Source organism: Methylobacterium sp. PvR107, assembly GCF_017833295.1.
Lineage (GTDB): Bacteria > Pseudomonadota > Alphaproteobacteria > Rhizobiales > Beijerinckiaceae > Methylobacterium.
This window is the reverse complement of the sequence record NZ_JAFIBW010000001.1, coordinates 4,764,317-4,786,413: the sequence shown is the minus strand read 5'-3', so window position 1 is coordinate 4,786,413 and position 22,097 is coordinate 4,764,317. Positions and strand designations below refer to the sequence as shown.

The window sequence follows — 22,097 nt, the reverse complement described above, 5'->3', positions numbered from 1 at the left end:
CGGGTTTGCGAAGGGCGGCTCCGGCCGCCCTTTTTCGTATCCGGCCGCCGTGAATCCCCATATCGCGGTGGAGGGCCCGGATGCTGCGTGTTCGCGGCGTCCCCGGTCCGGTCTGGAGTGTGCCCGTGGATCAACGACATTATGCGCCGCCGCCCCCGATCCCGACGGGCTTGCGGGGTCGCTGCCCACGCTGCGGCGAGGGCCATCTGTTCAAGGGTTACCTGACGTTGCGCCCGTCCTGCGAGGCGTGCGGGCTCGATTACACGAGTTTCGACTCCGCGGACGGTCCGGCCTTCTTCGTGATGTCGATCGTCGGCCTGATCGTGGTCGGCCTCGCCCTCTGGATGGAAATCACATACGAGCCGCCAATCTGGGTTCACGCGCTTGTGGCTGGGACCCTGTCGATCGGTCTCAGCCTGATCCTGGTCCGGCCGCTCAAGGGCATGTTGGTCGCGCTGCAATACAGCAACAAGGCCGAGCAGGGGCGCTTCGAGCCGTGATCGGATCTGGACGCGCTGCGTGGCGGGCCCTCGTCGCGCCGGGCCTGGCCGCCCTGGTTGCCCTGTCGATTCTCCTCGGCCTCGGGACGTGGCAGCTCGAGCGCAAGGCCTGGAAGGAGGATCTGATCGCCCGGATCCTGCGGCAGAGCCGGGCGGAGCCCGTGGCGCCGCCGGCTCCGGATGCGTGGAACGAAGCCCGGGACGAGTTCCGCCACGTCCGTGTCTCGGGCCGGTTCCTTAACGACCGCGAGACACTGGTCCACGGCCTCGCCGCGGGTGAGACGCCCGGCCGCGCCCTGCAGGGCTATTACGTCCTCACGCCGTTCGCGCGCGCCGATGGCGGCACGGTGCTGGTCAATCGCGGCTTCGTGCCGACGGAGCTCAAGGCCGTGGCCGACCGGCGCGATGGTCTGATCGAGGGGCCGACGACCGTCACCGGGATCCTGCGCGCCAGCGAGGTCCGCACGATGTTCGTGCCTACGCCGGACCCCGCGCGCGGCGAGTGGTTCAACCGCGATGTTCCCGGCATCGCGGCCGCCCGGGGCTTGGCCGATGTCGCGCCTTACCTGATCGAGGCCGACGCGGTTCCCGGCCAGACCACGTGGCCGCGCGGCGGCCAGTTGCGGGTCGACCTGCCCAACAACCACTTGCAATACGCATTCACGTGGTTCGGCCTGGCGGGCTGCCTGATTGCGGTCTTCTCGGTCTTCGCGTGGCGCCGCCTTCACGAAACCGACGCACCGCGGATTGCATAGGACAAATCTGCGGCCGGCACCCCACACGGCAGAAAAGTGTCGCCTGTTGCCGGGTTAAAAAAGCATCGTATTCCTTTGACCTGCGACGATCGCGGCTGAATACTTTCGGTGTTCTAAAGCAATCGACCGCAGGCTGCATAGTGTATTCAGTTTGCGGCGATCATCCGAAGAGAACACGGCGCGCCGACGTCGTGCAATCATAGGTTACGCCGGATGACCAGCCATTCCGCCGACCAAATCCCGCGGGAGCCGATCCGCTTCGCCTACTGGGTGCCCAACGTGTCGGGCGGGCTCGTGATCAGCAAGATCCCGCAGCGGACGAGCTGGGACGGCGCGTACAACCGTCGCCTCGCGCAGATCGCCGAGGAGGCCGGGTTCGATTACGGCCTGACCCAGATCCGGTTCACGGCCGGCTACGGCGCCGAGTACCAGCATGAATCCGTGGCCTTCAGCCATGCCCTGCTGGCGGCCACATCGAAGCTGAAGGTGATTGCCGCGATCCTGCCGGGGCCCTGGAACCCGACGCTCGCCGCCAAGCAGATCGCCACGATCTCGCAGCTCAGCGGGGGGCGGATCGCGGTCAACATCGTGTCGGGCTGGTTCTCGGGCGAGTTCCGGGCGATCGGCGAACCGTGGCTCGATCATGACGAGCGCTACCGCCGCTCCGAGGAGTTCATCCGCAGCCTGCGCGGGATCTGGACACAGGACAGCTTCACCTTCCGCGGCGATTTCTACCGCTACAGCGACTACACGCTGAAGCCGAAGCCCCTGGAGCCGCTGCCGGAGATCTTCCAGGGCGGGTCATCGCGTGCGGCGCGCGACATGGCAGCCCGGGTGTCCGATTGGTATTTCACCAACGGCAACACGCCGGAGAACATCCGCCTCCAGGTGGACGACATCCGCGCCAAGGCGGCTGAGACCGGCAATCATCCGCGGATCGGCGTGAACGCCTTCGTGATCGCGCGCGAGACCGAGGAAGAGGCCCGGGCGGTCCTGCAGGAGATCATCGATCACGCCGATCCGGATGCCGTGAAGGCCTTCGGCCACGAGGTGAAGAATGCCGGCAAGGCCTCGCCGGAGGGCGAGGGCAACTGGGCGAAATCCAGCTTCGAGGATCTCGTCCAGTACAATGACGGCTTCAAGACCAACCTGATCGGCACGCCCGACCAGATCGCCGAGCGCATCCTGGCCCTCAAGGATGCCGGCGCCGACCTCGCGCTGCTCGCCTTCCTGCATTTCCAGGAGGACGTGGCGTATTTCGGCCAGCACGTCATTCCGCGGGTCCGCGCCCTCGAAGCCGCGCGCGAGAAGCGCGCCGAGGCGGCCTGACCGGCCGACGCTGAAGCCACTTGTCTGTCGGAGCCGCCATGAACATCGCCGTCGATGCCCGCACGCTCGAACCACAGCGCCACCCGGGCGCACCCGGTCCCACGCGTCCGCCCTCCCCCGCCCACGTGATCCGTGATGAGTCGGAGGCCCTCGCCGTCGCTCAGCGCCTCGCCGCGGATTTCAGAGCCGGCGCCTCCGAGCGCGATCGGGATGCGGTCCGGCCGCTCGCCGAGCTCGACGCGTTTTCCCAGAGCGGCTTATGGTCGATCAACGTGCCGCGCGCCTATGGCGGTCCGGAGCTTTCCTACCGAACGCTCGCCGCCGTCATCGCTCTCATCGCGGCGGCCGATCCCGCGATCGCGCAGATCGCCCAGAACCATCTGGGCATCGTGGCGGCGATCCGGACCGTGTCGGACGAGGCGCAGAAGCATCTCCTGTTCGGCGAGGTCCTGCGCGGCGCGCGGTTCGGGAACGCCTTCTCCGAGCGGGCCACGAAGCGGGCGGCCGATTTCGACACCCGCTTCACTGATCACGGCGACCACGTCGTGGTGCGCGGCCAGAAATTTTACGCCACCGGGGCACTCCTCGCGCATCTCGTGCCGATCGTCGCCCTCGATGATCAGGGGCGTGCCTGGTACGTCATCGCCGAACGGGACGCGCCGGGGCTCACCGTCATCGACGATTGGTCGAGCTTCGGCCAGCGGGGCACGGCGAGCGGCACGGTGCTGATCGAGGATGTGCGGGTGCCCAGGACCCATCTGGTCCCGGCCTGGAAGGGGTATGAGACGCCCACCGCCGACGGGGCCGTGTTCCAGATCATCCAGGCAGCGGTCGATGCCGGGATCGGCCGGGAGGCCCTGGACGACACGGTCCGGTTCGTCCGCGAAAAGGCACGCCCCTGGATCGACAGCGGTCTGGAGCGCGCCTCCGATGATCCCTACACGATCCAGGCGATCGGCGACCTCACCATCCGCCAGCACGCCGCCGAGGCGCTCTTGGACCGGGCCGGTCTTGCCCTCGACGCGGCGGTGACCCAGCCGAGCGCGGAGAGCGTGGCGGCGGCGCAGCTCGCCGTGGCCGAAGCGAAGGTTCTGACCACCGAGGTCGCGCTGGCGGCCGCCAACAAGCTGTTCGAGCTGTCCGGCACCCGCTCGACGCTGGCGGCCGAGAATCTCGACCGGCACTGGCGCAACGCCCGCACGCACACGCTGCACGATCCAGTACGCTGGAAATATGCGATCATCGGCAACTACGCCCTGAACGGCGTGACCCCGCCGCTCCACGCCTGGAGCTGAGGCAGGACCGTCACGCGGCGCCGAAGCGCGCCGGAGATTTAAATCACGAGGCGGCGCGGAAGGCCCCGCGTCGTCGCTGCGTCAGCAGGATCTTCCCGTTCACCGGCCCGACGCTCTTCGGCACCGGCACGCTGTCCGCGTCGTGATTGGCATTCAGATACAGGGTTGGCCCGTCGCACAGGTCCAGCAGTTGCACCACGATCAGGGTTTGGGCCGACTGGTCGCTGACGGCCGCGCTGCCGTCGATGATCAGCCGGCCCACGGCAGGTAGGTCGCGCCCGGCATAGTGCGGGCATTGTTGCTGATCATGCGGTACCCGCGCAGCGGTTTGGACGTAGGTCCGGGCGGCGATAGCGACGTTGCCGGCGGCGGACCCTACCCATGTCGCATGACGGTGCCGCTAGAGGACGGGCACGCCCCGCGCCTTCGCCTCTTCGCCGGGCTCGACGTGGATCGTCACGACCGCCCCGGGAATCGTCGTCTCGAGCGCCGATTCCAGCCGGTCGCAGATGGCGTGCGAATCCTCGACCGTCATCGCGCCCGGCACCACGAGGTGGAAGTCGATGAAGGTCGCCTGTCCGGCCGATCGGGTCCGCACGTCGTGAGCTTCCAGGGCTCCCTCGCCATGGCGCGAAATGAGCGCGCGGATCTCCGAAACCATCTCGGCGGGGGCAGCCCGGTCCATCAGGCCGTCGACTGATTCGCGCACCATGCGGAAACCTGACCACAGGATATTGAGGGCGACCAAACCGGCTACGGCAGGGTCGAGAATCGCATAGCCGGTGAGCACGACGGCACCGACGCCGACGAGAACCCCGCCGGACGTGACCACATCTGCGAAGACATGGCGCGCGTCCGCGATGAGAGCCGGGGAACGCCACCGGCGGCCCCACCGCATCAAGGCGACCGCCCAGACGGCGTTGACGATGCTCGCTCCGACATTGATCGCCAGTCCGATGGCCGGCGCATCGAGGGGCTTGGGCGCGAGCAGCCCGAAATACGCTTCGCGCAGGATCATGAGCGCGGCCACGGCGATCAGCGCACCCTCGATCACAGCCGAAAAGAACTCGGCCTTGTGGTGGCCGTAGGGGTGATCCTCGTCGGCCGGGCGTGCGGCGACCCGTAGGGCCACGAAGGCGCCGATCGCCGCGACCACGTTGATGATGCTCTCCAGCGCGTCCGAGTACAGCGCGAGACTGCCGGTGAGCCACGCGGCGTAGAACTTCAGGGCCGTGACGGCGAGGCCGATACCGGCGCTGAGCAGGGCGGCTTTCTGGGTGCGGTCCATGGGATCTGCCGAGCGGGTGTCGACGGGCCCATACGGGAACAGCGGCGGCCAAGGCCACGGCAAAGGTTCGACGCTGTCGAATAGAAATTAGCCTCGGCTAAGCCTTTGGGTCGCGCGACGCGGGATCGCGAGCGGCCTCGCGCGCGCGACTTACCTGCGCCTTGGCGCGCGCGGCCTCGGCCTTTCGCAGGTAGCGGCGGCGCTGCCACGCAAAGCGTGCGCTTTCGGCCAGACCGTCCAGCCGCTCAGCCTCGCGCTCCCAGTAACCGAGGAGCTGCCCGTCCAGGGTGATTCTGCGCGGCCGTCCCGCCATTGTCATTGCCTTAGCCCCGCTCGGCGGGCGGCTCGCCCGTCTCCGACACGAGCAGCGCGTCCGGATCGTTGCGGAAGCTGCCGGCCCCGGCATCGGGCACCGGCACCGCCGGGCTTCCGAAGGGCTGGCTCGGATAGGCCGTCCTAAACTTGTCCCGAGCCTCGTCCGGATCTTCGGCCTTGAGGACGATCTCCGCCGTCCCGGGCAGAGGCCACCGAGGATCGGCTTCGTCACGGGGGCGCACGGCGAACCAGGGCATCGGGGAAGCGTCTCGTGTCTCGGTGAGGCGTGAAACGGACGGGCTTCAAACCGGTTCCGCGGTTGAAACCCGGTGCCGCCTGGTGCAGGCAGCCGGCGATGCGCGTGGACCTGTTCGATTTCGACCTGCCGGAGACCAGCATCGCCCTGCGTCCGGCCGAGCCTCGTGATGCTGGGCGGATGCTGGTCGTGCGTCCCGGCGAGGCTCCGCTCGACCAATTCGTGCGCGACCTGCCCGGCGCCCTCAGGCCCGGCGATGCTCTGGTGTTCAACGACACGCGGGTGATCCCGGCCCGGCTCAACGGCGTGCGCACCCGCCCCGGTGCACCCGGTCAGCGGACCGAGGTGCTGCTGCACCTGCGCGAGGCGGCCGACCGCTGGCGCGCCTTCGCACGCCCGGCCAAGAGGCTGAGCCCCGGGGATGCGCTGCGTTTCGGCGAACTGATGGCCACGGTGGTCGAGAAAGCCGAGGCCGGCGAAATCGTGCTCGCCTTCGACCGGGCCGGCCCGGACCTCGACGTCGCCATCGCGGCCGAGGGCGCCCTGCCGCTCCCGCCTTACATCGCCGGCAAGCGCGCCACCGACGCGCGCGACGTCACCGACTACCAGACGGTCTACGCAAGGCATCCCGGTGCGGTGGCCGCACCGACCGCCGGCCTCCATTTCTCGGAGGCGCTCCTGGCGGATATCGACGCGGCCGGCCTGCGACGCCACCACGTCACGCTGCATGTCGGCGCCGGCACCTTCCTGCCCGTCAAGGCCGAGGACACCGACGGGCATCGGATGCACGCCGAGATCGGGCAGCTGGACGCGGCCACCGCCGAGGCGCTCAACGCCACCCGGGCCGCCGGCGGCCGGATCGTCGCGGTCGGCACCACGGCGCTGCGCCTGCTCGAGAGCGCCGCCCACCCGGACGGCACGCTCGCGCCGTTTTCCGGCCCGACCGACATCTTCATCACCCCGGGCTATCGCTTCCGCGCGATCGATGCCCTGGTGACGAACTTCCACCTGCCGCGCTCGACCCTGTTCATGCTGGTTTCGGCCTTCTCGGGACTCGAGACGATGCGCGCGGCCTACGCGCACGCGATCCGGGCCGGCTATCGGTTCTATTCCTACGGCGACGCCAGCCTGCTCTTCCCGGGTCCCGGCGCGGAAACCCCATGACCGATCCCGTCTCCTTCGGCTTAACCCTGCTGGCGCAGGACGGCACGGCGCGCACCGGCGAGATCGCGACGCCGCGCGGCATCATCCGCACGCCGGCCTTCATGCCGGTCGGTACGGCCGCGACCGTCAAGGCGATGTATCCCGGGCAGGTCCGCGAGCTCGGCGCCGACGTGGTGCTCGGCAACACCTATCACCTGATGCTGCGCCCGGGCCCCGAGCGCATGGAGCGGCTCGGCGGCCTGCACCGGTTCATGAATTGGGACAGGCCGATCCTGACCGATTCCGGCGGCTTCCAGGTCATGTCGCTCTCGGCGCTGCGGAAGATCGACGAGCAGGGCGTGACCTTCCGCTCGCATATCGACGGGACCGCCCACCACATGAGCCCGGAACGCTCCATCGAGATCCAGGGCTTTCTGGGCTCCGACATCCAGATGCAGCTTGACGAATGCGTCCGCCTGCCGGCGGATCACACGGCGATCGAGAAGGCCATGCACCTGTCGCTGCGCTGGGCCGAGCGCTGCCGGGTCGCCTTCGGCGAGCAGCCCGGCCGGGCGCTGTTCGGGATCGTGCAGGGTGGCGATGTGCCGGCGCTTCGGGTCGAGAGCGCCCGCGCCCTGACCGAGCTCGACTTGAAGGGCTACGCGGTTGGCGGCCTCGCGGTGGGTGAGCCGCAGGCTGTGATGTTCGCCATGATCGAGACCGTGGAGCCGCACCTGCCGCAGGCCAAGCCGCGCTACCTGATGGGCGTCGGCACGCCGGACGACATCCTGGGCGCGGTCGCCCGAGGCATCGACATGTTCGACTGCGTGATGCCGACCCGCGCCGGCCGCCACGGCCTCGCCTATACCCGCCATGGACGGGTCAACCTGCGCAACGCGCGCCATGCCGAGGACACGGCGCCGCTCGACGAGGCCTCGACCTGCCCGGCAGCGCGGGACTATTCCCGGGCCTACCTGCATCACCTCGTCCGGTCGAACGAGATCCTGGGCATGATGCTGCTGACCTGGAACAACCTTGCCTACTATCAGGACCTGATGAAAGGCGCCCGGGCCGCGATCCGCGCGGGCCGGTATGCGGATTACTGTGCCGAGACCCGCGAGGGCTGGGCACGGGCGGAGCGCGCCGCCGCCTGAGCGTTCGCGTCAGGGATGCGCGAGCACTCGGTAGACGCCGTCCGGATCGTCCGCGCCCGTCGTCACTGCGGCTTTGAGATCCGCCACAATTCCGGCCGCCACCGGCAGCCGGTAATGGAGCGCGTCCCAGTAATTCGCGTCCCGGGTCGTGAGCGGCGAGACGCGGCGGAAATCCACCACCACCGCGCCGCGGCGCGCACCGATCGCCGCGACCCGCGCCTTGCACGCCGCCTCGCGCCGGCCGGCGGGCGTGCCGGGCGCGCCCTGGGCCACAGCGTGCACCGGCATGAAGGCGACGAGCTTCAGCGCTTCCGCCGGTACGCGGTCGAGGAATACGTCCAGCCGGGCGAGGGCCGGCATAAGATCGTCCGGCGCGTCGGCTTTCGCGGCCGGGTCGGCGGCGCCGGCGCCGATATGGGCGCGGGCCCGCTCCGGATCGTAGCGGTCTTCCGGCGGCGTGAAGACCGCGTAGCCGTCGCGGCGAATGCGGGGACGCGCGAGGCCGAGACGGGCGAGTCCGGCCTGCGCCGCGACGGTGGCGGAACGCAGGTTGACCTGCCGCAGCATGCCCCACGGCGCGCCCTCCGCGTAGAGCCAGTCCGGGAACGCGTTGGCGGTCCGCGCCGGCGGATCGGCGGCGCACCACGTGACGTCGAGCCCGAACAGGATTGCCCGCACCGGCCGGCGCGCCAGGAACAGGTCGGCGAGGCGGATCTGCTCGTCGGGGGTCGCGGCGTTCACCGCCAGGTTGGCGAACCGCGCGTCGAACGCGGCGTCAAGGGCGGTGGGATCGAGCAGGCGCGACGTCGAAGTCCCGAAGACCGCCGCGTCGATCCGGCCGCCGCGGGCGATCTGTGGATAGGAGAGCCGCTGGTTGGTGTCCATGATCGGCCCCGGCGGCCGTCCCGGCGCGGCCCGCAGGCCGTAGGGATCGAGCATGGCGATGAAGGCGACCGAAGCCAGGCCGACCAGGGCGGCGCAGCCGATGAGGGTGCGTGCGAAGGTGGACCAATCGGCGGCCGAGGCCGCTACGGTGTCGGGCGCAGGCGTGCCCGTCGACCCGGATGAGCCGCTTTGATCCATCTGCTGAGACTGGCGGGAAATCTTGGTCGGAGTGGCAGGATTTGAACCTGCGACCCCCACGTCCCGAACGTGGTGCGCTACCAGACTGCGCTACACTCCGAAGGCCGACCTGCGTGTCCGCCAGGGCCGGCGAGCGGGTGTATAGCCGTGCCTTTCCCGGGCCGCAAGCACGCTCTTGCGGGATTCAGCTCAGATCATCCGGCCAATCCGCCGTCAGCCGGTGCGACGTCACCTCCGCTTGGGCGGACCGGACCGCGACCGTCGCGGCATAGCCGGGGCCGACTTTAACCTCCGCCAGCGTCCATCCGCCCGCGCCCGGCCACCGCAGCAGGCGCGGCGGCGAAGGAGGCAGGGTGACGCTGAAGCGGTCGAGGGGTAGCGACAGGCCCGTGCCGTGCGCCTTCACCACCGCTTCTTTCCGGGTCCAGAGACCATAAAACACGCGCTCGATCTCGTCCGGCGGCAGGGCCAACAACGAGGACGCCTCATCGGCGGCAAAATGCGTCCGCGCGATCTGTCCCGCGTCCGAAATCGGCCGGATCAACTCGACATCGACCCCGATCGCGGCCGTGGGAGCAAGGCCGATCAGCGCACGCTCTCCAGAATGGGACAGGTTGAAATTCAGGGCGCCCTGCGCCGATCCGGCAAGCTCCGGCTTGCCGCCCGATCCGGCCGCGAACCGGATCTCGGCCGGATCGCAGTCGAGCGGTTCGGCGAGGATCCGCCGGAGTGCGGCGTGGCTCGCCACGTAGCGCGCCCGATCGACCGGCCGCAGGAAGCGATCCGCCCGGTCGCGCTCGGATCGGTCGAGCACGGTCCAGCACAGGTCGAGCCGATCCGGAGAGACGGCGAGATCGACGATCCAGACGATGGCCGCGCTCACGCGACGCCTCGCCGCGGCGCTGGGCAGGGGCTAACGTCGTCGTAGTGAGGCGGCACGGGGGACGCGTCCGGTGAGAGCGGGATGAGGAGCATCGTCGTCCCACGCCTGGCCGGCAAGGGCCGCGGGACGTGAGCACCCCGTCGGACGCTCTGATCCGCAGCGCCGCCTGGACGCTGCCGAGCCTGGCTACACGCCGCGCCCGCTACAGCGTCTTCTTCGCGACCTATCTGTATCAGGGTCTGATCGCCGGCTTCTCACTGACCGCGCTCGCCAATCACCTCGCGGCGCGCGGTGTCTCGGCGGCGGAGGTCGGGTCTCACTTCGCCCTCGCGGGTCTGCCCTGGACCCTGCAGCCTATTCTCTGGGGGCCGGTGATCGACCGGGCCGGCGATTTCCGGATGGGACGGCGCCGCCCGTTCGCCGTTGCGGCGATCCTGGGCGCTCACGCCACGCTCGCGCTTCTTCTCTTGGCGCGACCCGATCAGGTCGGCCTGCTGGGGCTGATCTTCCTGGCGCACAGCCTGTTCGCCTCGCTCCTCGATACCGCCTGCGACCGCATGATCATGGACCATGTTCCGGCTCTGGAACTCGGCCGGGTCAGTGCCTGCACGCGGGCCGGCTTCGTGGCCGGCACCAGCCTCAGCGCGGCGATCTTCTCCTGGACGCTCGCCACGGCCGGACTCGCCGCGAGCGCGCGCTGGCTGCTCGCCGCGGCCGTACTGGCGAGCCTGCCGATGCTGCTGATCCGCGAGGCGCCCGGCGATGCGTTCGCCGCGCCGGGCCGACGCGGGCCGGTGCCGCGGCGTCTGCCCTTCCGTCGCTTCCTGCGTCGGTTGGGCACCGCCCTGCGGCGCCCCAGGGCCCTGCGGCTCCTCGCCCTCTGCTTCGCGCTCGACGGGGTGCTCGGCCTGTTCGAGCTGCCCTTCTCGGTCGATCTGCTCCAACGCCAAGGCTGGGATCCCGCCGCCCTCTCGCGTCTGCAGGCGGGGCTGACGCTGGCGAGCGGTACGGCCGGTGCGCTGGCGATCGGGCTCTGGGCGGACAAAGCCGGCGCGGTCCGGCCACTGAGCGCACTTCTGCTTGCCAGTGCCGCCGCCTTCGCGCTGGCGGGCGTCATGATCGGCGCAGGCCTTGTGGGACCGGCCGGGCCGATGATCCTTGCACTCACCGACATGCTGCCGGGTCTGCTGATCGTCGCACTGATGCCAGCCTTGCTGCAGGCCAGCCGTGGACGCGCCGGGGCGGCCACGCAGTTCGAGGTCTACATGGCGGCGATGAATCTGGGCTCCGTCGCCGGGACGACTCTTGCCGGCTGGCTCGCTCCAGTCCTGCCGCTTCCGGCCGCGGCCGCCTTCGTGGCGTTCGTGTTCGTGGCGGCGGCCCGAATGATCAGCCGCGGCGATCTGCTCAGCCCCCGCGGGTGAGGGAAACCGGGGATGCCGACCCACCGCCGGCTCCCGGTGCGCCCGCGATGCGTTAAAAGCCCATCATGGCCGCCGTGAAATCCGAAACGCCCGATCTCGACCTGACCGCGGAGGAGGCGGGCGTCGAACATGCACGCCTGTCCGAGACGATCCTTGAGGCCGATCGGCTCTACTACCAAGAGGACGCGCCCGAGATCTCGGACGCGGAATACGACCGTCTGCGGCGGCGTCTGGAGGACATCGAGACCCGCTTCCCGGATCTCGCCGGGACAGGTGCAGCGAGCGCCTCAGTCGGCGCCAAGCCGTCCGAGAAGTTCGCCAAGGTGCGGCACGCGGTGCCGATGCTGTCGCTGGGCAACGCCTTCGACGACGCGGAGGTGGCCGAGTTCGTCGCCCGCGTGCGCCGCTTCCTCGGCTGGCCCGACGAGACCCCCCTCGCGTTCACCGCCGAGCCCAAGATCGACGGCCTGTCCCTGTCGCTCCGCTATGTGAACGGGCGCCTCGACACCGCAGCGACCCGCGGCGACGGCGAGGTCGGCGAGAACGTCACCGCCAACGCCCGCACCGTGCAGGATATCCCGGCGGCGCTCGCCGGGTCCGGATGGCCGGAGATCTGCGAGGTGCGCGGCGAGGTCTACCTGTCCCACGCCGACTTCGCCGCGATCAACGCCCGCCAGGAATCCGCCGGCAAGCCGCTCTTCGCCAACCCGCGCAACGCCGCAGCGGGCAGCCTGCGCCAGCTCGATCCGGGGATTACCGCGTCCCGGCCGCTCAAGTTCTTCGCCTATGCCTGGGGCGAGCTCTCGGCGCCAGTCGCGGTGACGCAGTCCGGTGTGCTGCAGCGCTTCGCGTCCTGGGGCCTGCCGGTGAACCCGCTCACCGAGACCTTCACCGACACCGAGGCGATGCTCGCGCATTACCGCCGGATCGAGGCGGACCGGGCCGGGCTCGGCTACGACATCGACGGCGTCGTCTACAAGGTCGACGACCTCGCCCTCCAGAAGCGGCTCGGCTTCGTCTCGCGCTCGCCGCGCTGGGCGCTCGCTCACAAATTCGCCGCGCAGGAGGCGACGACGGTCGTCGAGGACATCGTCATCAATGTCGGCCGCACCGGCTCGCTGAATCCGCTGGCCAAGCTGAGGCAGGTGACTGTCGGCGGCGTGGTCGTGTCCAATGCGACCCTGCACAACGAGGGCTACGTAAAGGGTGTCGGCGCGGACGGCGAACCGATCCGCGACGGCCGAGACATCCGGGTCGGCGACACGGTGACGGTGGTTCGGGCGGGTGACGTGATCCCGAAGGTCATGGATGTCGATCTGTCGAAGCGTCCGGCCGATTCGCAACCCTTCGCCTTCCCGGAGACCTGCCCGGCCTGCGGCAGCCGCGCCGTGCGCGCGATCAATCCGCGGACCGGCCGTGCCGATGCGGTGCGCCGCTGCACCGGCGGCCTGATCTGCCCGGCCCAAGGGATGGAGCGGCTCAAGCACTTCGTGTCGCGCAACGGCTTCGACATCGAGGGCTTCGGCGAGACCTATATCGAGGTGCTGTTCGAGGCCGGGCTCGTGCGCCAGCCGGCCGACCTGTTCCGGCTCGATTTCGAGAAGCTGAAGGCCGCCATCGTGGCGCGGCGCGAGGCGTTGTCGGCCGAGCGGCGGGCGGGATCCGGAGCGGCCGAGCCGCCCAAGAAGGTCGCCAAGAAGAAGGGCGAGGAGGAAGACAAGGCGATCAAGAACCTGCTCGCCGGCGTCGAGGCGCGCCGCCGGGTTCCGATGAACCGCCTGCTCTTCGCCCTCGGCATCCCGCAGATCGGCGAGGCGACCGCCAAGGCTTTGTCCAAGCGCTTTCCCGACATGCCGGCGCTGATCGCGGCGATCCGCGCGGCGTCATCCGCACAGCCGGGCCCCGACTGGGTTGAGCTGACCGCTATCCCGCGGGTCGGCGGAACGACCCGGGATCGCCTGCTCGATCTCGGCTTTCCAGATGAGACCGCGACGCCGGTCAAGGAGCGTGCCCGCCTGAGCGCCGTGCAGCGTGAGAATCTGCTCGCGCATTATGGCGATGCCGACGCCGTGCGCGCCGCTTTGACCCGGGCCGCCGAGCAGAGCCCCGGGGATGCCTACCGGCACTTCGCAGATGACGGAGAGATCGGCCCGGTGGCGACCGATGCACTGCTGCTGTTCTTCTCCGAGCCGCACAACGCCGATGCGGTCTCGGCCCTGCTCGATTTCATCGAGGTCGAGCCGATGGAGCGGGCCGCTGCGGCCTCCACCTTCGCGGGCAAGACCGTCGTCTTCACCGGCACGCTGGAGAAGATGACCCGCAACGAGGCCAAGGCTGTGGCCGAGCGCCTCGGTGCCAAGGTCTCAGGCTCGGTCTCGGCCAAGACCGACCTCGTCGTCGCCGGGCCGGGGGCCGGGTCGAAGCTGAAGGACGCCGAGAAGCACGGCGTGCGGGTGGTCTCGGAAGACGATTGGCTCGGGATGGTCGCGCAGGGTTGAAGCCGGAGTCTCGGAAGCCTAGACCTCTCGGGGAACACCCCGAGAACTCCCGCCCGCCATGGTTGACCTCCGATGACGGTCCTGGCCCTCGATTTCGAGACGGCCAACGAACGGCGTGACAGCGCCTGCGCGGTCGGTCTCGCCTGGATCGCGGACGGCCGGGTGGTGCGCCGGGAATCGCACTTGATCCGGCCGCCCGAGATGCGGTTCGCGCCAGGCAACATCCGGGTCCACGGGATCCTGCCATCCAACGTCGCCGACAAACCGGGCTTCGGCGTCGTGATGGCGCCGTACCTCGATGACCTCGCCCGCGGGCTCATCCTCGCTCACAACGCGAGCTTCGATATCGGCGTCCTGCGCGCCGGTCTTGGGCGGGCTGAACTGCCAGTGCCGGATCTTTCTTATCTCTGCACCGTCCAAGTGGCGCGGCGGGTGTTCCCGGCGCCCGAGGGTTGCGGGCTCGGCAAGGTGGCGCGACGCCTCGGCATCCGCTTCGAGCATCACGATGCCGGAGAGGACGCCTATGCCTGCGCGGAGATCGCCCTCGCGGCGATGCGCGACAGGGAGGCCGCGGATGTCCACGGTCTCGCGGCAACCATCGGCCTGCCGATCACGCGGGCGACGGGCGGCCCTGCCCTGCCCCGCCGTGACCCCGGAGGGATCAGCGGGCGGGCTCTGGCGGCCTTCCCGGCAGCGTCCGCGGCGCTGAGCTTCACCATGCGCGGATCGACCGGTAATCGCTACAACGTTGCGTTCGAAGAGCGACCGGGCGGTCCGCAACTGCGCTGCACCTGCACGGCTGGCCGCTACGGCATGCGCTGCCGCCACGTGAAGGCGCTGGAAGTCGGCGACATCACCGACCTTCTCTCCGACAACGCCTCCGATGTGGTGCTGTTGGCCCGCATGCTCGGCGGGAAGGTGCGGGCTGTCGGAGCGGCCTGAGGCGCCGCTGACAGCGTACGAGATGGCGGCGATCCTGCCGACCGGGAGCGGGGCCATCGAATGGCGCGGCCGGTGCGCTTAGCCCCACTGTCCCCGCCCTTCTGAAGCAGTCTGTGCGGCTGCCGGACGCCCCCGCGGGGCATCCGGCAGATTGGCCTTATGCGGCGCGCCGCTCGGCCTCCGCGTAGAAGGTGCCGCCACGCTCGGCCATGGCGGACAAGTTGTCCGGGACGTGGAAGCGGGGACCGTGCTTAGCCTCGAGCCGGCGGGCGAGATCCACAAACGCTGGTGTGCCCATGAAGTCGATATACGACAGGGCGCCCCCGGTGAACGGTGCGAAGCCGAAGCCGAGGATCGAGCCGACATCGGCCTCGCGCGGATCCGTGACCACGCCCTCGCCCACCGTGCGGGCGGCTTCCAGCGCCTGCACCACCAGCAGCCGCTGCTTCAGCTCGTGGAAATCGACAGCATCCGGGTCGAGCCGGCTCGGCTGAAGGTCCTTCAGGCCGGGCCAGAGACGCTTCGGCGCGCCCTCGGGATAGTCGTAGAAGCCCTTGCGGTTCTTCCGTCCGAGTCGGCCCTGACGCTCGACCATTTCGGACAGGATCGCCTTCTGGGCGGGGTCGACGGCGCCCTGCCCCACCTGCGCCTCGGTAGCCTTGGCGATCTTGAGCACGAGGTCGAGGGCGACCTCGTCGTTGAGCGAGAGCGGACCGACTGGCATGCCGGCCTGACGGCCGGCGCTCTCGATCATCGCGGGCGGCACGCCCTCGGCCAGCATCTTGTGGCCTTCGAGGATGTAGGCGCCGACGCAGCGGTTGGCGAAGAAGCCGCGGGCGTCGTTCACGACGATCGGGGTCTTCTTGATCAGCCGCACGTAGTCGAGGGCGGTGGCGAGCGCCACGTCGCCGGTCGCCTCGCCCTTGATGATCTCGACCAACATCATCTTCTCGACAGGCGAGAAGAAATGGATGCCGACGAACTGCGCCGGCCGCTGCGAGCTCTTGGCCAGCCCGGTGATCGGTAGTGTCGAGGTGTTGGACGCGAAGATCGCGTCGGGACGGATCACCGCCTCGACCTTTTGGATCACCTCGGCCTTGACCTTGGGGTCTTCGAACACCGCCTCGACGACGAGGTCGCACTCTGCCAGCGCAGCGTAATCCGCCGTTGCTGTGATGCGGCCGAGCAGCAGGTCACGATCGGCGGTCTTGGCACGGCCCTTGTTGATCTGGCCGGTGATGAGCGCATGCGCATAGGCCTTGCCCTTCTCGGCAGCCTCGACCGACTGATCGACCAGCACCACCTCGATACCGGCCTGTGCGGTGACATAGGCCACGCCCGCGCCCATGAAGCCCGCACCGATCACGCCGACACGGCGGAGGTTCGTGGCCGGCACATCCTTCGGCCGGCGCGCGCCTTTGTTCAGTTCGCCCATGGAAATGAACAGCGTGCGGATCATCGCCGCCGCCTCGGTCGAGCGCAGGATGTGGGCGAAGTAGCGGCTCTCGACCCGCAAGGCGAGGTCCATCGGCAGCTGGAGGCCCTCGTACACGGAGGCCAGGATCGCCTTGGCGGCCGGGTAATTGTCGTGCGTCTCACGCCGGTAGATGGCATTGGCCGGCGGCCAGATCATCATGCCGGCGGGCGAGTAGACCTTGCCGGACGGCGCCTTGAACTTCGGCACGTCCCAGGGTGCCACCGCCGAACCGCCCTCGCGGATCCAGGCCTTGGCCCGCTCGACGATCTCGGCTTGCGGCGCCACGGCGTGGATCAGCCCCATGCCCTTCGCCATGGGCGCGCGGATCTGCTCGCCCTTGAACAGCATCTGCAGCGCGTCGCCGGTCTGCATCAGCCGGGCGACCCGCTGCGTACCGCCGCCGCCCGGGAACAGGCCGACCTTGATCTCCGGCAGGCCGACCCGCGTTTTCCCGTCGTCGGACGCGACCCGGTGATGGCACGACAGCGCCAGCTCGAAGGCGCCGCCCAGGCACAGGCCCTGGATCGCCGCCGCGAAGGGCTTGCCGCAGGTCTCGAGGCGGCGGAACAGCAGCGAGAGCCGCCGGGACGCCTCGAAGAAGTGGCGCATCGCCACCTCCTCGCCCTGCTCGGCCTTCAGCTGCTCATAGGCCCGGCCGAGGCCCTGCAGCATGGTGAGGTCGGCGCCGCCGGAGAAGTTGTCCTTGCCGGTGGCGATGACGCAGCCCTTGATCGCCGGATCGGAGGCGACCTGCTCGATGATCTGCTCGAGCTGGTCCATCACGCCTTCGGTGATCACGTTCATCGAACGACCGGGCATGTCCCAGGTCGCAAGCGCGATGCCGTCGGGATCGGTCTCGAAGCGGAAATCGGTCAGCGTCACGGTGCCGTCCTCCCAGGAAAGCGTCAGCGGGATACCAACGCGGCCACGTTAAGGTTGTGTAGAGCGTGTACGTCCAGGGTCATCCAGCCGGGGGGTACCGACGGACGCTGCACATGACGAAGGACACCGGATGCCGCGCCTGCCGCGCCGGCACCAAACTCGGCTTCGATTTCACGATGGCCTTCCAGCCGATCCTCGACCTGGCAGACGGGTCCGTCTGGGCCTACGAGGCGCTGGTGCGGGGCCTCAACGGCGAGCCGGCCTACACGATCCTCGATCGCGTGACCGATGAGACCCGCTACCAGTTCGATCAGGCCGCCCGCGTCAAGGCGATCGAGCTCGCCGGCCGCCTGTTCCCCCGAGAGAGCGGCACGCGGCTGTCGATCAATTTCATGCCGAACGCCGTCTACGAGCCGAACGCCTGCATCCGCGCATCCCTGGACGCTGCGCGCCGGGTCGACTTCGCACACCAGCGCATCATGTTCGAGTTCACCGAGCAGGAGCGCTTCCGCGACATCGCGCATGTGAAGCGCATCGTCGCCGCTTACCGGAAGCAGGGTTTTCTCACCGCGCTCGACGATTTCGGCGCCGGCTTCGCGGGTCTGAGTCTCCTGGCAAATTTCCGCCCCGACCTGATTAAGATCGACATGGAGCTGCTGCGCGGCCTCGACGCCGATGCCGCCCGCCACGCGATCGTCTCGGGCGTGGTCGCGATCGCCCAGGCCCTGGGCGTGACAGTGCTGGCAGAGGGGGTCGAGACCGCGGCGGAACTCGACGCCCTGCGCGGCCTCGGGATCACGCTCGTGCAAGGGTATCTTTTCTCCAAGCCCCTGCTGGAGAGTCTGCCTCCGGTCGCGGGCTTCACCCCGATGACCGCGCGCGCGGCCTGAGGCCAACGGGGCGCGCGCGGCCTGCATCGTCTTACTTCTGGGCCGGCGCCGCGGCCGGCGGCACGGGCGGCTGACCCGGCTGAGGCGAATTGTCGGTCGCCGAGGCCACGGCCAGCATGTTGAGCAGCTTGGTGACCGAGTTCTGCGAGATTGCCGTCACCGACGAGTTCGGGTCGGCGTTCATCGTCTGGAACTTGAGATAGGTCGGATCGGAATAGATCTCATCGAGATGCTTCAGCTCGGCGAGGCTGAACTTCTCGGCGTAATCCTTCGAGAGCCCCTCGATCATGATGCCGCGCTGCTTGTCGAACTCGGCCGTCAGTTCCTTGCGGACCGCTTCGGCGCGAGCTTCCGGCATCGGCGCGACGGTCTTCTCCAGAGCGACGTTGAACCCGGTCTGAAGATTCTTGATCAGGGTCTTGTTGACGAGGGTCGAGGCCGCGGCGACGCGGTCCGCAGCCTCGTCGGCGCGGGCAGCGACCGGCAGGCTCAGTGTGACGCCCAGGCAGAGCGTCGCGATCAGGCGGTTCAAGGGCTTGTCTCCCATCGATTTATCGTCCGGCCCCAGTACGGGCCGATCGTCGCCCGCGCCTCTAGCAGCGTTCCCGGACTTTGGGGAGCGGCGCCACGCCGCTCCCAGGCCAAGGCCGCTCAGACTCGCTCGATGACCGTGGCGGTGCCCATGCCGGCGCCGATGCACAGCGTGATCAGGGCCCGCTCCTTGCCGGTCCGCTCCAGCTCGTCCAGTGCCGTGCCGAGGATCATCGCTCCCGTCGCGCCGAGCGGATGGCCCAGGGCGATGGCGCCGCCGTTGACGTTGACCGCCTCGGGATCGAGGTCGAACGCCTGGCAGTACCGCAGCACGACGGCCGCGAAGGCTTCGTTGACCTCGAACAGGTCGATGTCGGACAGGCTCAGCCCGGACTTCGCCAAGACCTTGCGGGTGACGTCCACCGGTCCGGTGAGCATCAGCGCAGGATCCGAGCCGATATTGGCGAAGGCGCGAATCCGCGCGCGGGGGCGAAGGCCTGCCGCCTCGCCGGCTGCCTTCGAACCGATCAAAACGGCGGCCGCGCCGTCGACGATCCCGGAAGAGTTGCCGGCGTGGTGGACGTGATCCACCGTCTCGACGTCCGGATGCGCGTCGGTGGCCACGGCATCGAAGCCGCCCATCTGGCCCATCTGCACGAAGGACGCCTTCAGCGCGGCCAGCGACTGCATGTCGGTGCCGGGCCGCATGTGCTCGTCCCGGTCGAGCAGCGTGATGCCGTTCACGTCGCGCACCGGCACCACGGAACCCCTGAACAGACCCTCGGCCCAAGACTTGGCCGAGCGCTCCTGCGAGCGAACCGCATAGGCGTCGCAATCGTCGCGGGTGAAGCCGTACTTGGTGGCGATCAGGTCGGCCGAGACACCCTGCGGCATGAAATAGGATTTGATGGCGATCGCCGGATCCACCGGCCAGGCGCCGCCCGAGGCGCCGATGCCGATGCGGCTCATCGATTCGACGCCGCCGCCCACCGCCATCTCGTGCTGGCCGCTCATGACCTGCGCGGCTGCGAAATTCACCGCATCGAGGCCGGAGGCGCAGAAGCGGTTGATCTGCACGCCCGGAACATGCGCCCCGTAATCGGCGACCAGGGCCGCGGCGCGGGCGATGTCGCCGCCCGCCTCGCCCACCGGGTCGACGCAGCCCAGGACAACATCGTCCACCAGGCCCGTGTCGAGCCCGTTACGGTCCTTGAGGGCGCGGAGCGCAGTCTCGGCCAGCCGGAGGGCGGTCACCTCGTGGAGGGAGCCGTCCGCCTTGCCGCGCCCGCGCGGCGTGCGAACGTGGTCGTAGATGAAGGCGTCCGTCATCAGCTTTCCCCCGGGGCGTCGGTTCTCGCCGGTCGGCGACGCGGCCTTACAGGGCCGTCTCGGTTCGCGCCAGTGTGCCACGGTGCGCGCGCCCTCGGCCAGCCCCGAAATGGTCGGGACCGACGGAGAGCGCGTGACAACGCGGAGCTTTTGGAAGTGATCGTCCGGCCGGCGCGCCGATCGGAGCCGATCGAGAGCCGCCGCGCATGGACCAGGACGGCACCGTCGCCGGACGTGGAAGAGTATAGCCTCCAGCGACGTGCGTTTTACTTCAATCCTGAAGCATGCGCTTCAAGAGCTCGACCTCATCGCCCAGGACCGAATCTTCGCCGATCTGCTTCTCGATCTTGCGCACGGCGTGGAGCACCGTGGTGTGATCACGCCCGCCGAATCGGCGGCCGATCTCGGGTAGCGAGCGCAGGGTCAGCACCTTCGAGAGGTACATGGCGATCTGGCGCGGCTTGACCACGGCGGCGGTCCGCCGCTCCGACAGGATGTCCGACCGCGAGACGTTGTAGCGCGAGGCGACGAGCTTCTGGATATCCTCGATCTTGATCCGCTTCGGCTCGCGGTTCTTCACGAGGTCACGGATCGCGCTCTCGGCGGTCTCCATGGTCACGGCGGTGCCGGTGAGCGTCGCGTGGGCCAGCAGCCGGTTTACCGCACCTTCGAGATCGCGGCCGTTCGCCGTGATCGCGCGGGCCACGTAAGAGGCCACCTGCGGCGAGACGTCGAAGCCCGGATGCGAAGCCCGCACGGCGGCCAGACGCGCCGACAGGATCGAGACGCGCAGGGCCTCGTCGAGGGCGGTGATCTCGACGACGAGGCCGCCGCCGAGCCGGGAGCGGACGCGCTCGTCGAGGGCTTCAAGCTCGGTCGGGGGCCGGTCGGAGGCGACGACCACCTGGCGACCGGCATCGATCAGCGCGTTGATCGTGTGGCCGAACTCGGCCTGGATCGACTTGCCCTGAATGAACTGCACGTCGTCGAGGATCAAAAGGTCGATGCCGCGCAGGCGCTCCTTGTAGGCCAGCGCCGACTGGGTCTTCAGGGCGTTGACGAAGCCGTACATGAAGCGGTCGGCCGTCAGGTAGATCACCCGGCGCCCGGCTTCGCGGGCGGCATGGCCGATGCCGTGCAGCAGGTGAGTCTTGCCCAGGCCGACGCCGGCATGGAGGTAAAGGGGATTGTAGAGCGCGCCCTCACCCTGGTGGTTGGCCACGCGCTCGGCGGCGGCATGGGCCAGGGCGTTGGAGCGCCCGATCACGAAGCTCGCGAAGGTCAGCCGGTTGTCGAGGGGGGTGCCGCTGAGATCGCCGCCGGCGTCCGCGTTCCGAGCATCCGGTGCAGGCGTGACAGCCGCGACCGGCACCGGAGTGCCGGCGGCGTGGAGGCGCGCAAGTGGCCCGCTGGCCGGATTGGGCTTGGCGGATCCCGCAGTGACCGGCCGGACCGGTGCACCGGTCCCGCGCACGCCGACCTCGATCCGGACGATCTCCTCGACCTCGGCCTTGAAGGTGTTCAACACGCGATCGAGGTAGTGCGACTCGATCCAGCTCTTGAGGAAGCGGGTCGGCACCGTGAGGCGGGCCGCGCCGCCCGCAACCGACTCGAGCTCCAGGCGGGCGAACCAGCTGGCGAACACGTCCTCGCCGAGTTCCGCGCGGAGCCGGCGCTTCACCCGCGCCCAGGCCGATCCGTAATCCGGTCCGCCGCCGCTGCGGCCACCCTCGTCGTCGCTCGCCACCGTTCCGTCGACACGCATCATTGGCTCTCCCGACGCTGCCCACGGAAATCCGCAGGCCGCGCGTACGCACGAATTACGCCCTCAGCGTCCCGCACGAACGGGCGGGACAGAGTCCAACTCATGGAGTCAACCCCTCCACGGGGACCATTTGCCGATTGGAAGAGCCTATCAACAATTACCTACAGTTCCTTTAACACTGGGACTTGCGGGGATGGCGCGGAGCGCTGTCGGCAAGTGTTCCCAAGGGCGCTCAACACGGTCGCTAGAGTCTTGGCGAATCAGATTGATTCGGCGGAGTCCCGAAATCGCAGTGTTTTGCTTGTGGAGTGTCAGTTTCTGTTAAGCTACACGCCGATCCCAGACTCTGCAATCGCGT

General features: G+C 69.1%; 19 protein-coding genes and 1 tRNA gene. 10 read left to right on the top strand and 10 right to left on the bottom strand.

Annotated elements, in window-relative coordinates:
* The first annotated feature begins 125 nt into the window (after positions 1-125).
* The 4 genes from JOE48_RS22585 to JOE48_RS22570 all read left to right on the top strand — a co-directional run bounded on the left by JOE48_RS22585 (position 126) and on the right by JOE48_RS22570 (position 3,879).
* Positions 126-500, top strand: coding sequence for a DUF983 domain-containing protein (locus tag JOE48_RS22585; protein WP_210033026.1), 375 nt, complete (start codon positions 126-128; stop codon positions 498-500).
* Positions 497-1,255: an SURF1 family protein gene (locus JOE48_RS22580; RefSeq protein ID WP_210033024.1), complete on the top strand. Its 759-nt coding sequence runs from the start codon at positions 497-499 to the stop codon at positions 1,253-1,255. Before JOE48_RS22585 ends, JOE48_RS22580 begins: the two co-directional genes overlap by 4 nt.
* A gap of 213 nt (positions 1,256-1,468) precedes the next feature.
* Positions 1,469-2,584, top strand: coding sequence for a dimethylsulfone monooxygenase SfnG (gene sfnG, locus JOE48_RS22575; RefSeq protein WP_210033023.1), 1,116 nt, complete (start codon positions 1,469-1,471; stop codon positions 2,582-2,584).
* 38 nt (positions 2,585-2,622) lie between these two features.
* A complete protein-coding gene (locus tag JOE48_RS22570) occupies positions 2,623-3,879 on the top strand; it encodes an SfnB family sulfur acquisition oxidoreductase (protein ID WP_210033022.1) in 1,257 nt (418 codons plus the stop codon).
* 43 nt (positions 3,880-3,922) lie between these two features.
* Here JOE48_RS22570 and JOE48_RS22565 read toward each other — a convergent pair whose 3' ends face one another.
* The 3 genes from JOE48_RS22565 to JOE48_RS22555 all read right to left on the bottom strand — a co-directional run bounded on the left by JOE48_RS22565 (position 3,923) and on the right by JOE48_RS22555 (position 5,739).
* A complete protein-coding gene (locus JOE48_RS22565; RefSeq protein WP_210033021.1) occupies positions 3,923-4,141 on the bottom strand; it encodes a hypothetical protein in 219 nt (72 codons plus the stop codon).
* Positions 4,142-4,279: 138 nt separating this feature from the next.
* Positions 4,280-5,167, bottom strand: a complete 888-nt coding sequence (locus JOE48_RS22560) for a cation diffusion facilitator family transporter (protein ID WP_210033020.1) — start codon at positions 5,165-5,167, stop codon at positions 4,280-4,282.
* A gap of 323 nt (positions 5,168-5,490) precedes the next feature.
* Positions 5,491-5,739, bottom strand: coding sequence for a hypothetical protein (locus tag JOE48_RS22555; protein ID WP_210033019.1), 249 nt, complete (start codon positions 5,737-5,739; stop codon positions 5,491-5,493).
* Between the two features lie 98 nt (positions 5,740-5,837).
* On the opposite strand from JOE48_RS22555, the gene queA reads away from it, so the two are divergent.
* Together queA and tgt are read left to right on the top strand one after the other, a co-directional pair.
* On the top strand, positions 5,838-6,902 hold the full coding sequence (gene queA / locus JOE48_RS22550) for a tRNA preQ1(34) S-adenosylmethionine ribosyltransferase-isomerase QueA (RefSeq protein ID WP_210033018.1): 1,065 nt from the start codon (positions 5,838-5,840) through the stop codon (positions 6,900-6,902).
* Complete coding sequence (gene tgt, locus JOE48_RS22545; RefSeq protein WP_210033016.1) at positions 6,899-8,035, top strand: tRNA guanosine(34) transglycosylase Tgt; 1,137 nt, start codon at positions 6,899-6,901, stop codon at positions 8,033-8,035. Before queA ends, tgt begins: the two co-directional genes overlap by 4 nt.
* Before the next feature lie 9 nt (positions 8,036-8,044).
* On the opposite strand, the gene JOE48_RS22540 is transcribed toward tgt, so the two are convergent.
* The 3 genes from JOE48_RS22540 to JOE48_RS22530 all read right to left on the bottom strand — a co-directional run bounded on the left by JOE48_RS22540 (position 8,045) and on the right by JOE48_RS22530 (position 10,001).
* Positions 8,045-9,118 (bottom strand): hypothetical protein, encoded by a 1,074-nt coding sequence (locus JOE48_RS22540; RefSeq protein ID WP_210033014.1) that lies wholly within the window; start codon positions 9,116-9,118, stop codon positions 8,045-8,047.
* 23 nt (positions 9,119-9,141) lie between these two features.
* A tRNA-Pro gene (locus JOE48_RS22535) sits at positions 9,142-9,218 on the bottom strand.
* An 84-nt stretch (positions 9,219-9,302) separates the two neighbouring features.
* Positions 9,303-10,001 carry a 4'-phosphopantetheinyl transferase family protein gene (locus JOE48_RS22530; protein WP_210033012.1) on the bottom strand — a complete coding sequence of 233 codons (699 nt, stop codon included), beginning with the start codon at positions 9,999-10,001 and terminating at the stop codon, positions 9,303-9,305.
* Positions 10,002-10,129: 128 nt separating this feature from the next.
* On the opposite strand from JOE48_RS22530, the gene JOE48_RS22525 reads away from it, so the two are divergent.
* From JOE48_RS22525 to JOE48_RS22515, 3 genes are all read left to right on the top strand, one after another.
* Entirely contained in the window at positions 10,130-11,425 is a 1,296-nt protein-coding gene (locus JOE48_RS22525; protein ID WP_312893347.1) for an MFS transporter, read from the top strand.
* Positions 11,426-11,490: 65 nt separating this feature from the next.
* Complete coding sequence (gene ligA, locus JOE48_RS22520; protein WP_210033010.1) at positions 11,491-13,923, top strand: NAD-dependent DNA ligase LigA; 2,433 nt, start codon at positions 11,491-11,493, stop codon at positions 13,921-13,923.
* Between the two features lie 72 nt (positions 13,924-13,995).
* Positions 13,996-14,865 carry a 3'-5' exonuclease gene (locus JOE48_RS22515; RefSeq protein WP_210033008.1) on the top strand — a complete coding sequence of 290 codons (870 nt, stop codon included), beginning with the start codon at positions 13,996-13,998 and terminating at the stop codon, positions 14,863-14,865.
* Between the two features lie 157 nt (positions 14,866-15,022).
* On the opposite strand, the gene JOE48_RS22510 is transcribed toward JOE48_RS22515, so the two are convergent.
* Entirely contained in the window at positions 15,023-17,224 is a 2,202-nt protein-coding gene (locus JOE48_RS22510) for a 3-hydroxyacyl-CoA dehydrogenase NAD-binding domain-containing protein (RefSeq protein WP_210033006.1), read from the bottom strand.
* Positions 17,225-17,337: 113 nt separating this feature from the next.
* Between JOE48_RS22510 and JOE48_RS22505 the strand changes: the two genes are divergently transcribed.
* Positions 17,338-18,114 carry an EAL domain-containing protein gene (locus tag JOE48_RS22505; protein WP_210033005.1) on the top strand — a complete coding sequence of 259 codons (777 nt, stop codon included), beginning with the start codon at positions 17,338-17,340 and terminating at the stop codon, positions 18,112-18,114.
* A gap of 31 nt (positions 18,115-18,145) precedes the next feature.
* Here JOE48_RS22505 and JOE48_RS22500 read toward each other — a convergent pair whose 3' ends face one another.
* From JOE48_RS22500 to dnaA, 3 genes are all read right to left on the bottom strand, one after another.
* Positions 18,146-18,646, bottom strand: coding sequence for a hypothetical protein (locus tag JOE48_RS22500; protein WP_210035995.1), 501 nt, complete (start codon positions 18,644-18,646; stop codon positions 18,146-18,148).
* 119 nt (positions 18,647-18,765) lie between these two features.
* Positions 18,766-19,974, bottom strand: a complete 1,209-nt coding sequence (locus JOE48_RS22495) for an acetyl-CoA C-acetyltransferase (protein WP_210033003.1) — start codon at positions 19,972-19,974, stop codon at positions 18,766-18,768.
* A 271-nt stretch (positions 19,975-20,245) separates the two neighbouring features.
* A complete protein-coding gene (dnaA, locus tag JOE48_RS22490; protein WP_210035993.1) occupies positions 20,246-21,739 on the bottom strand; it encodes a chromosomal replication initiator protein DnaA in 1,494 nt (497 codons plus the stop codon).
* Positions 21,740-22,097 lie beyond the last annotated feature (358 nt).

What these genes read in the sequence shown, in the direction of transcription:
- sfnG (WP_210033023.1), top strand. Translation starts at nt 1,469, where the DNA reads ATGACCAGCCATTCCGCCGACCAAATCCCGCGGGAGCCGATCCGCTTC.
- JOE48_RS22570 (WP_210033022.1), top strand. Translation starts at nt 2,623, where the DNA reads ATGAACATCGCCGTCGATGCCCGCACGCTCGAACCACAGCGCCACCCG.
- JOE48_RS22560 (WP_210033020.1), bottom strand. Translation starts at nt 5,167, where the DNA reads ATGGACCGCACCCAGAAAGCCGCCCTGCTCAGCGCCGGTATCGGCCTC.
- JOE48_RS22555 (WP_210033019.1), bottom strand. Translation starts at nt 5,739, where the DNA reads ATGCCCTGGTTCGCCGTGCGCCCCCGTGACGAAGCCGATCCTCGGTGG.
- queA (WP_210033018.1), top strand. Translation starts at nt 5,838, where the DNA reads ATGCGCGTGGACCTGTTCGATTTCGACCTGCCGGAGACCAGCATCGCC.
- tgt (WP_210033016.1), top strand. Translation starts at nt 6,899, where the DNA reads ATGACCGATCCCGTCTCCTTCGGCTTAACCCTGCTGGCGCAGGACGGC.
- JOE48_RS22540 (WP_210033014.1), bottom strand. Translation starts at nt 9,118, where the DNA reads ATGGATCAAAGCGGCTCATCCGGGTCGACGGGCACGCCTGCGCCCGAC.
- ligA (WP_210033010.1), top strand. Translation starts at nt 11,491, where the DNA reads ATGGCCGCCGTGAAATCCGAAACGCCCGATCTCGACCTGACCGCGGAG.
- JOE48_RS22515 (WP_210033008.1), top strand. Translation starts at nt 13,996, where the DNA reads ATGACGGTCCTGGCCCTCGATTTCGAGACGGCCAACGAACGGCGTGAC.
- JOE48_RS22505 (WP_210033005.1), top strand. Translation starts at nt 17,338, where the DNA reads ATGACGAAGGACACCGGATGCCGCGCCTGCCGCGCCGGCACCAAACTC.
- JOE48_RS22495 (WP_210033003.1), bottom strand. Translation starts at nt 19,974, where the DNA reads ATGACGGACGCCTTCATCTACGACCACGTTCGCACGCCGCGCGGGCGC.
- dnaA (WP_210035993.1), bottom strand. Translation starts at nt 21,739, where the DNA reads ATGCGTGTCGACGGAACGGTGGCGAGCGACGACGAGGGTGGCCGCAGC.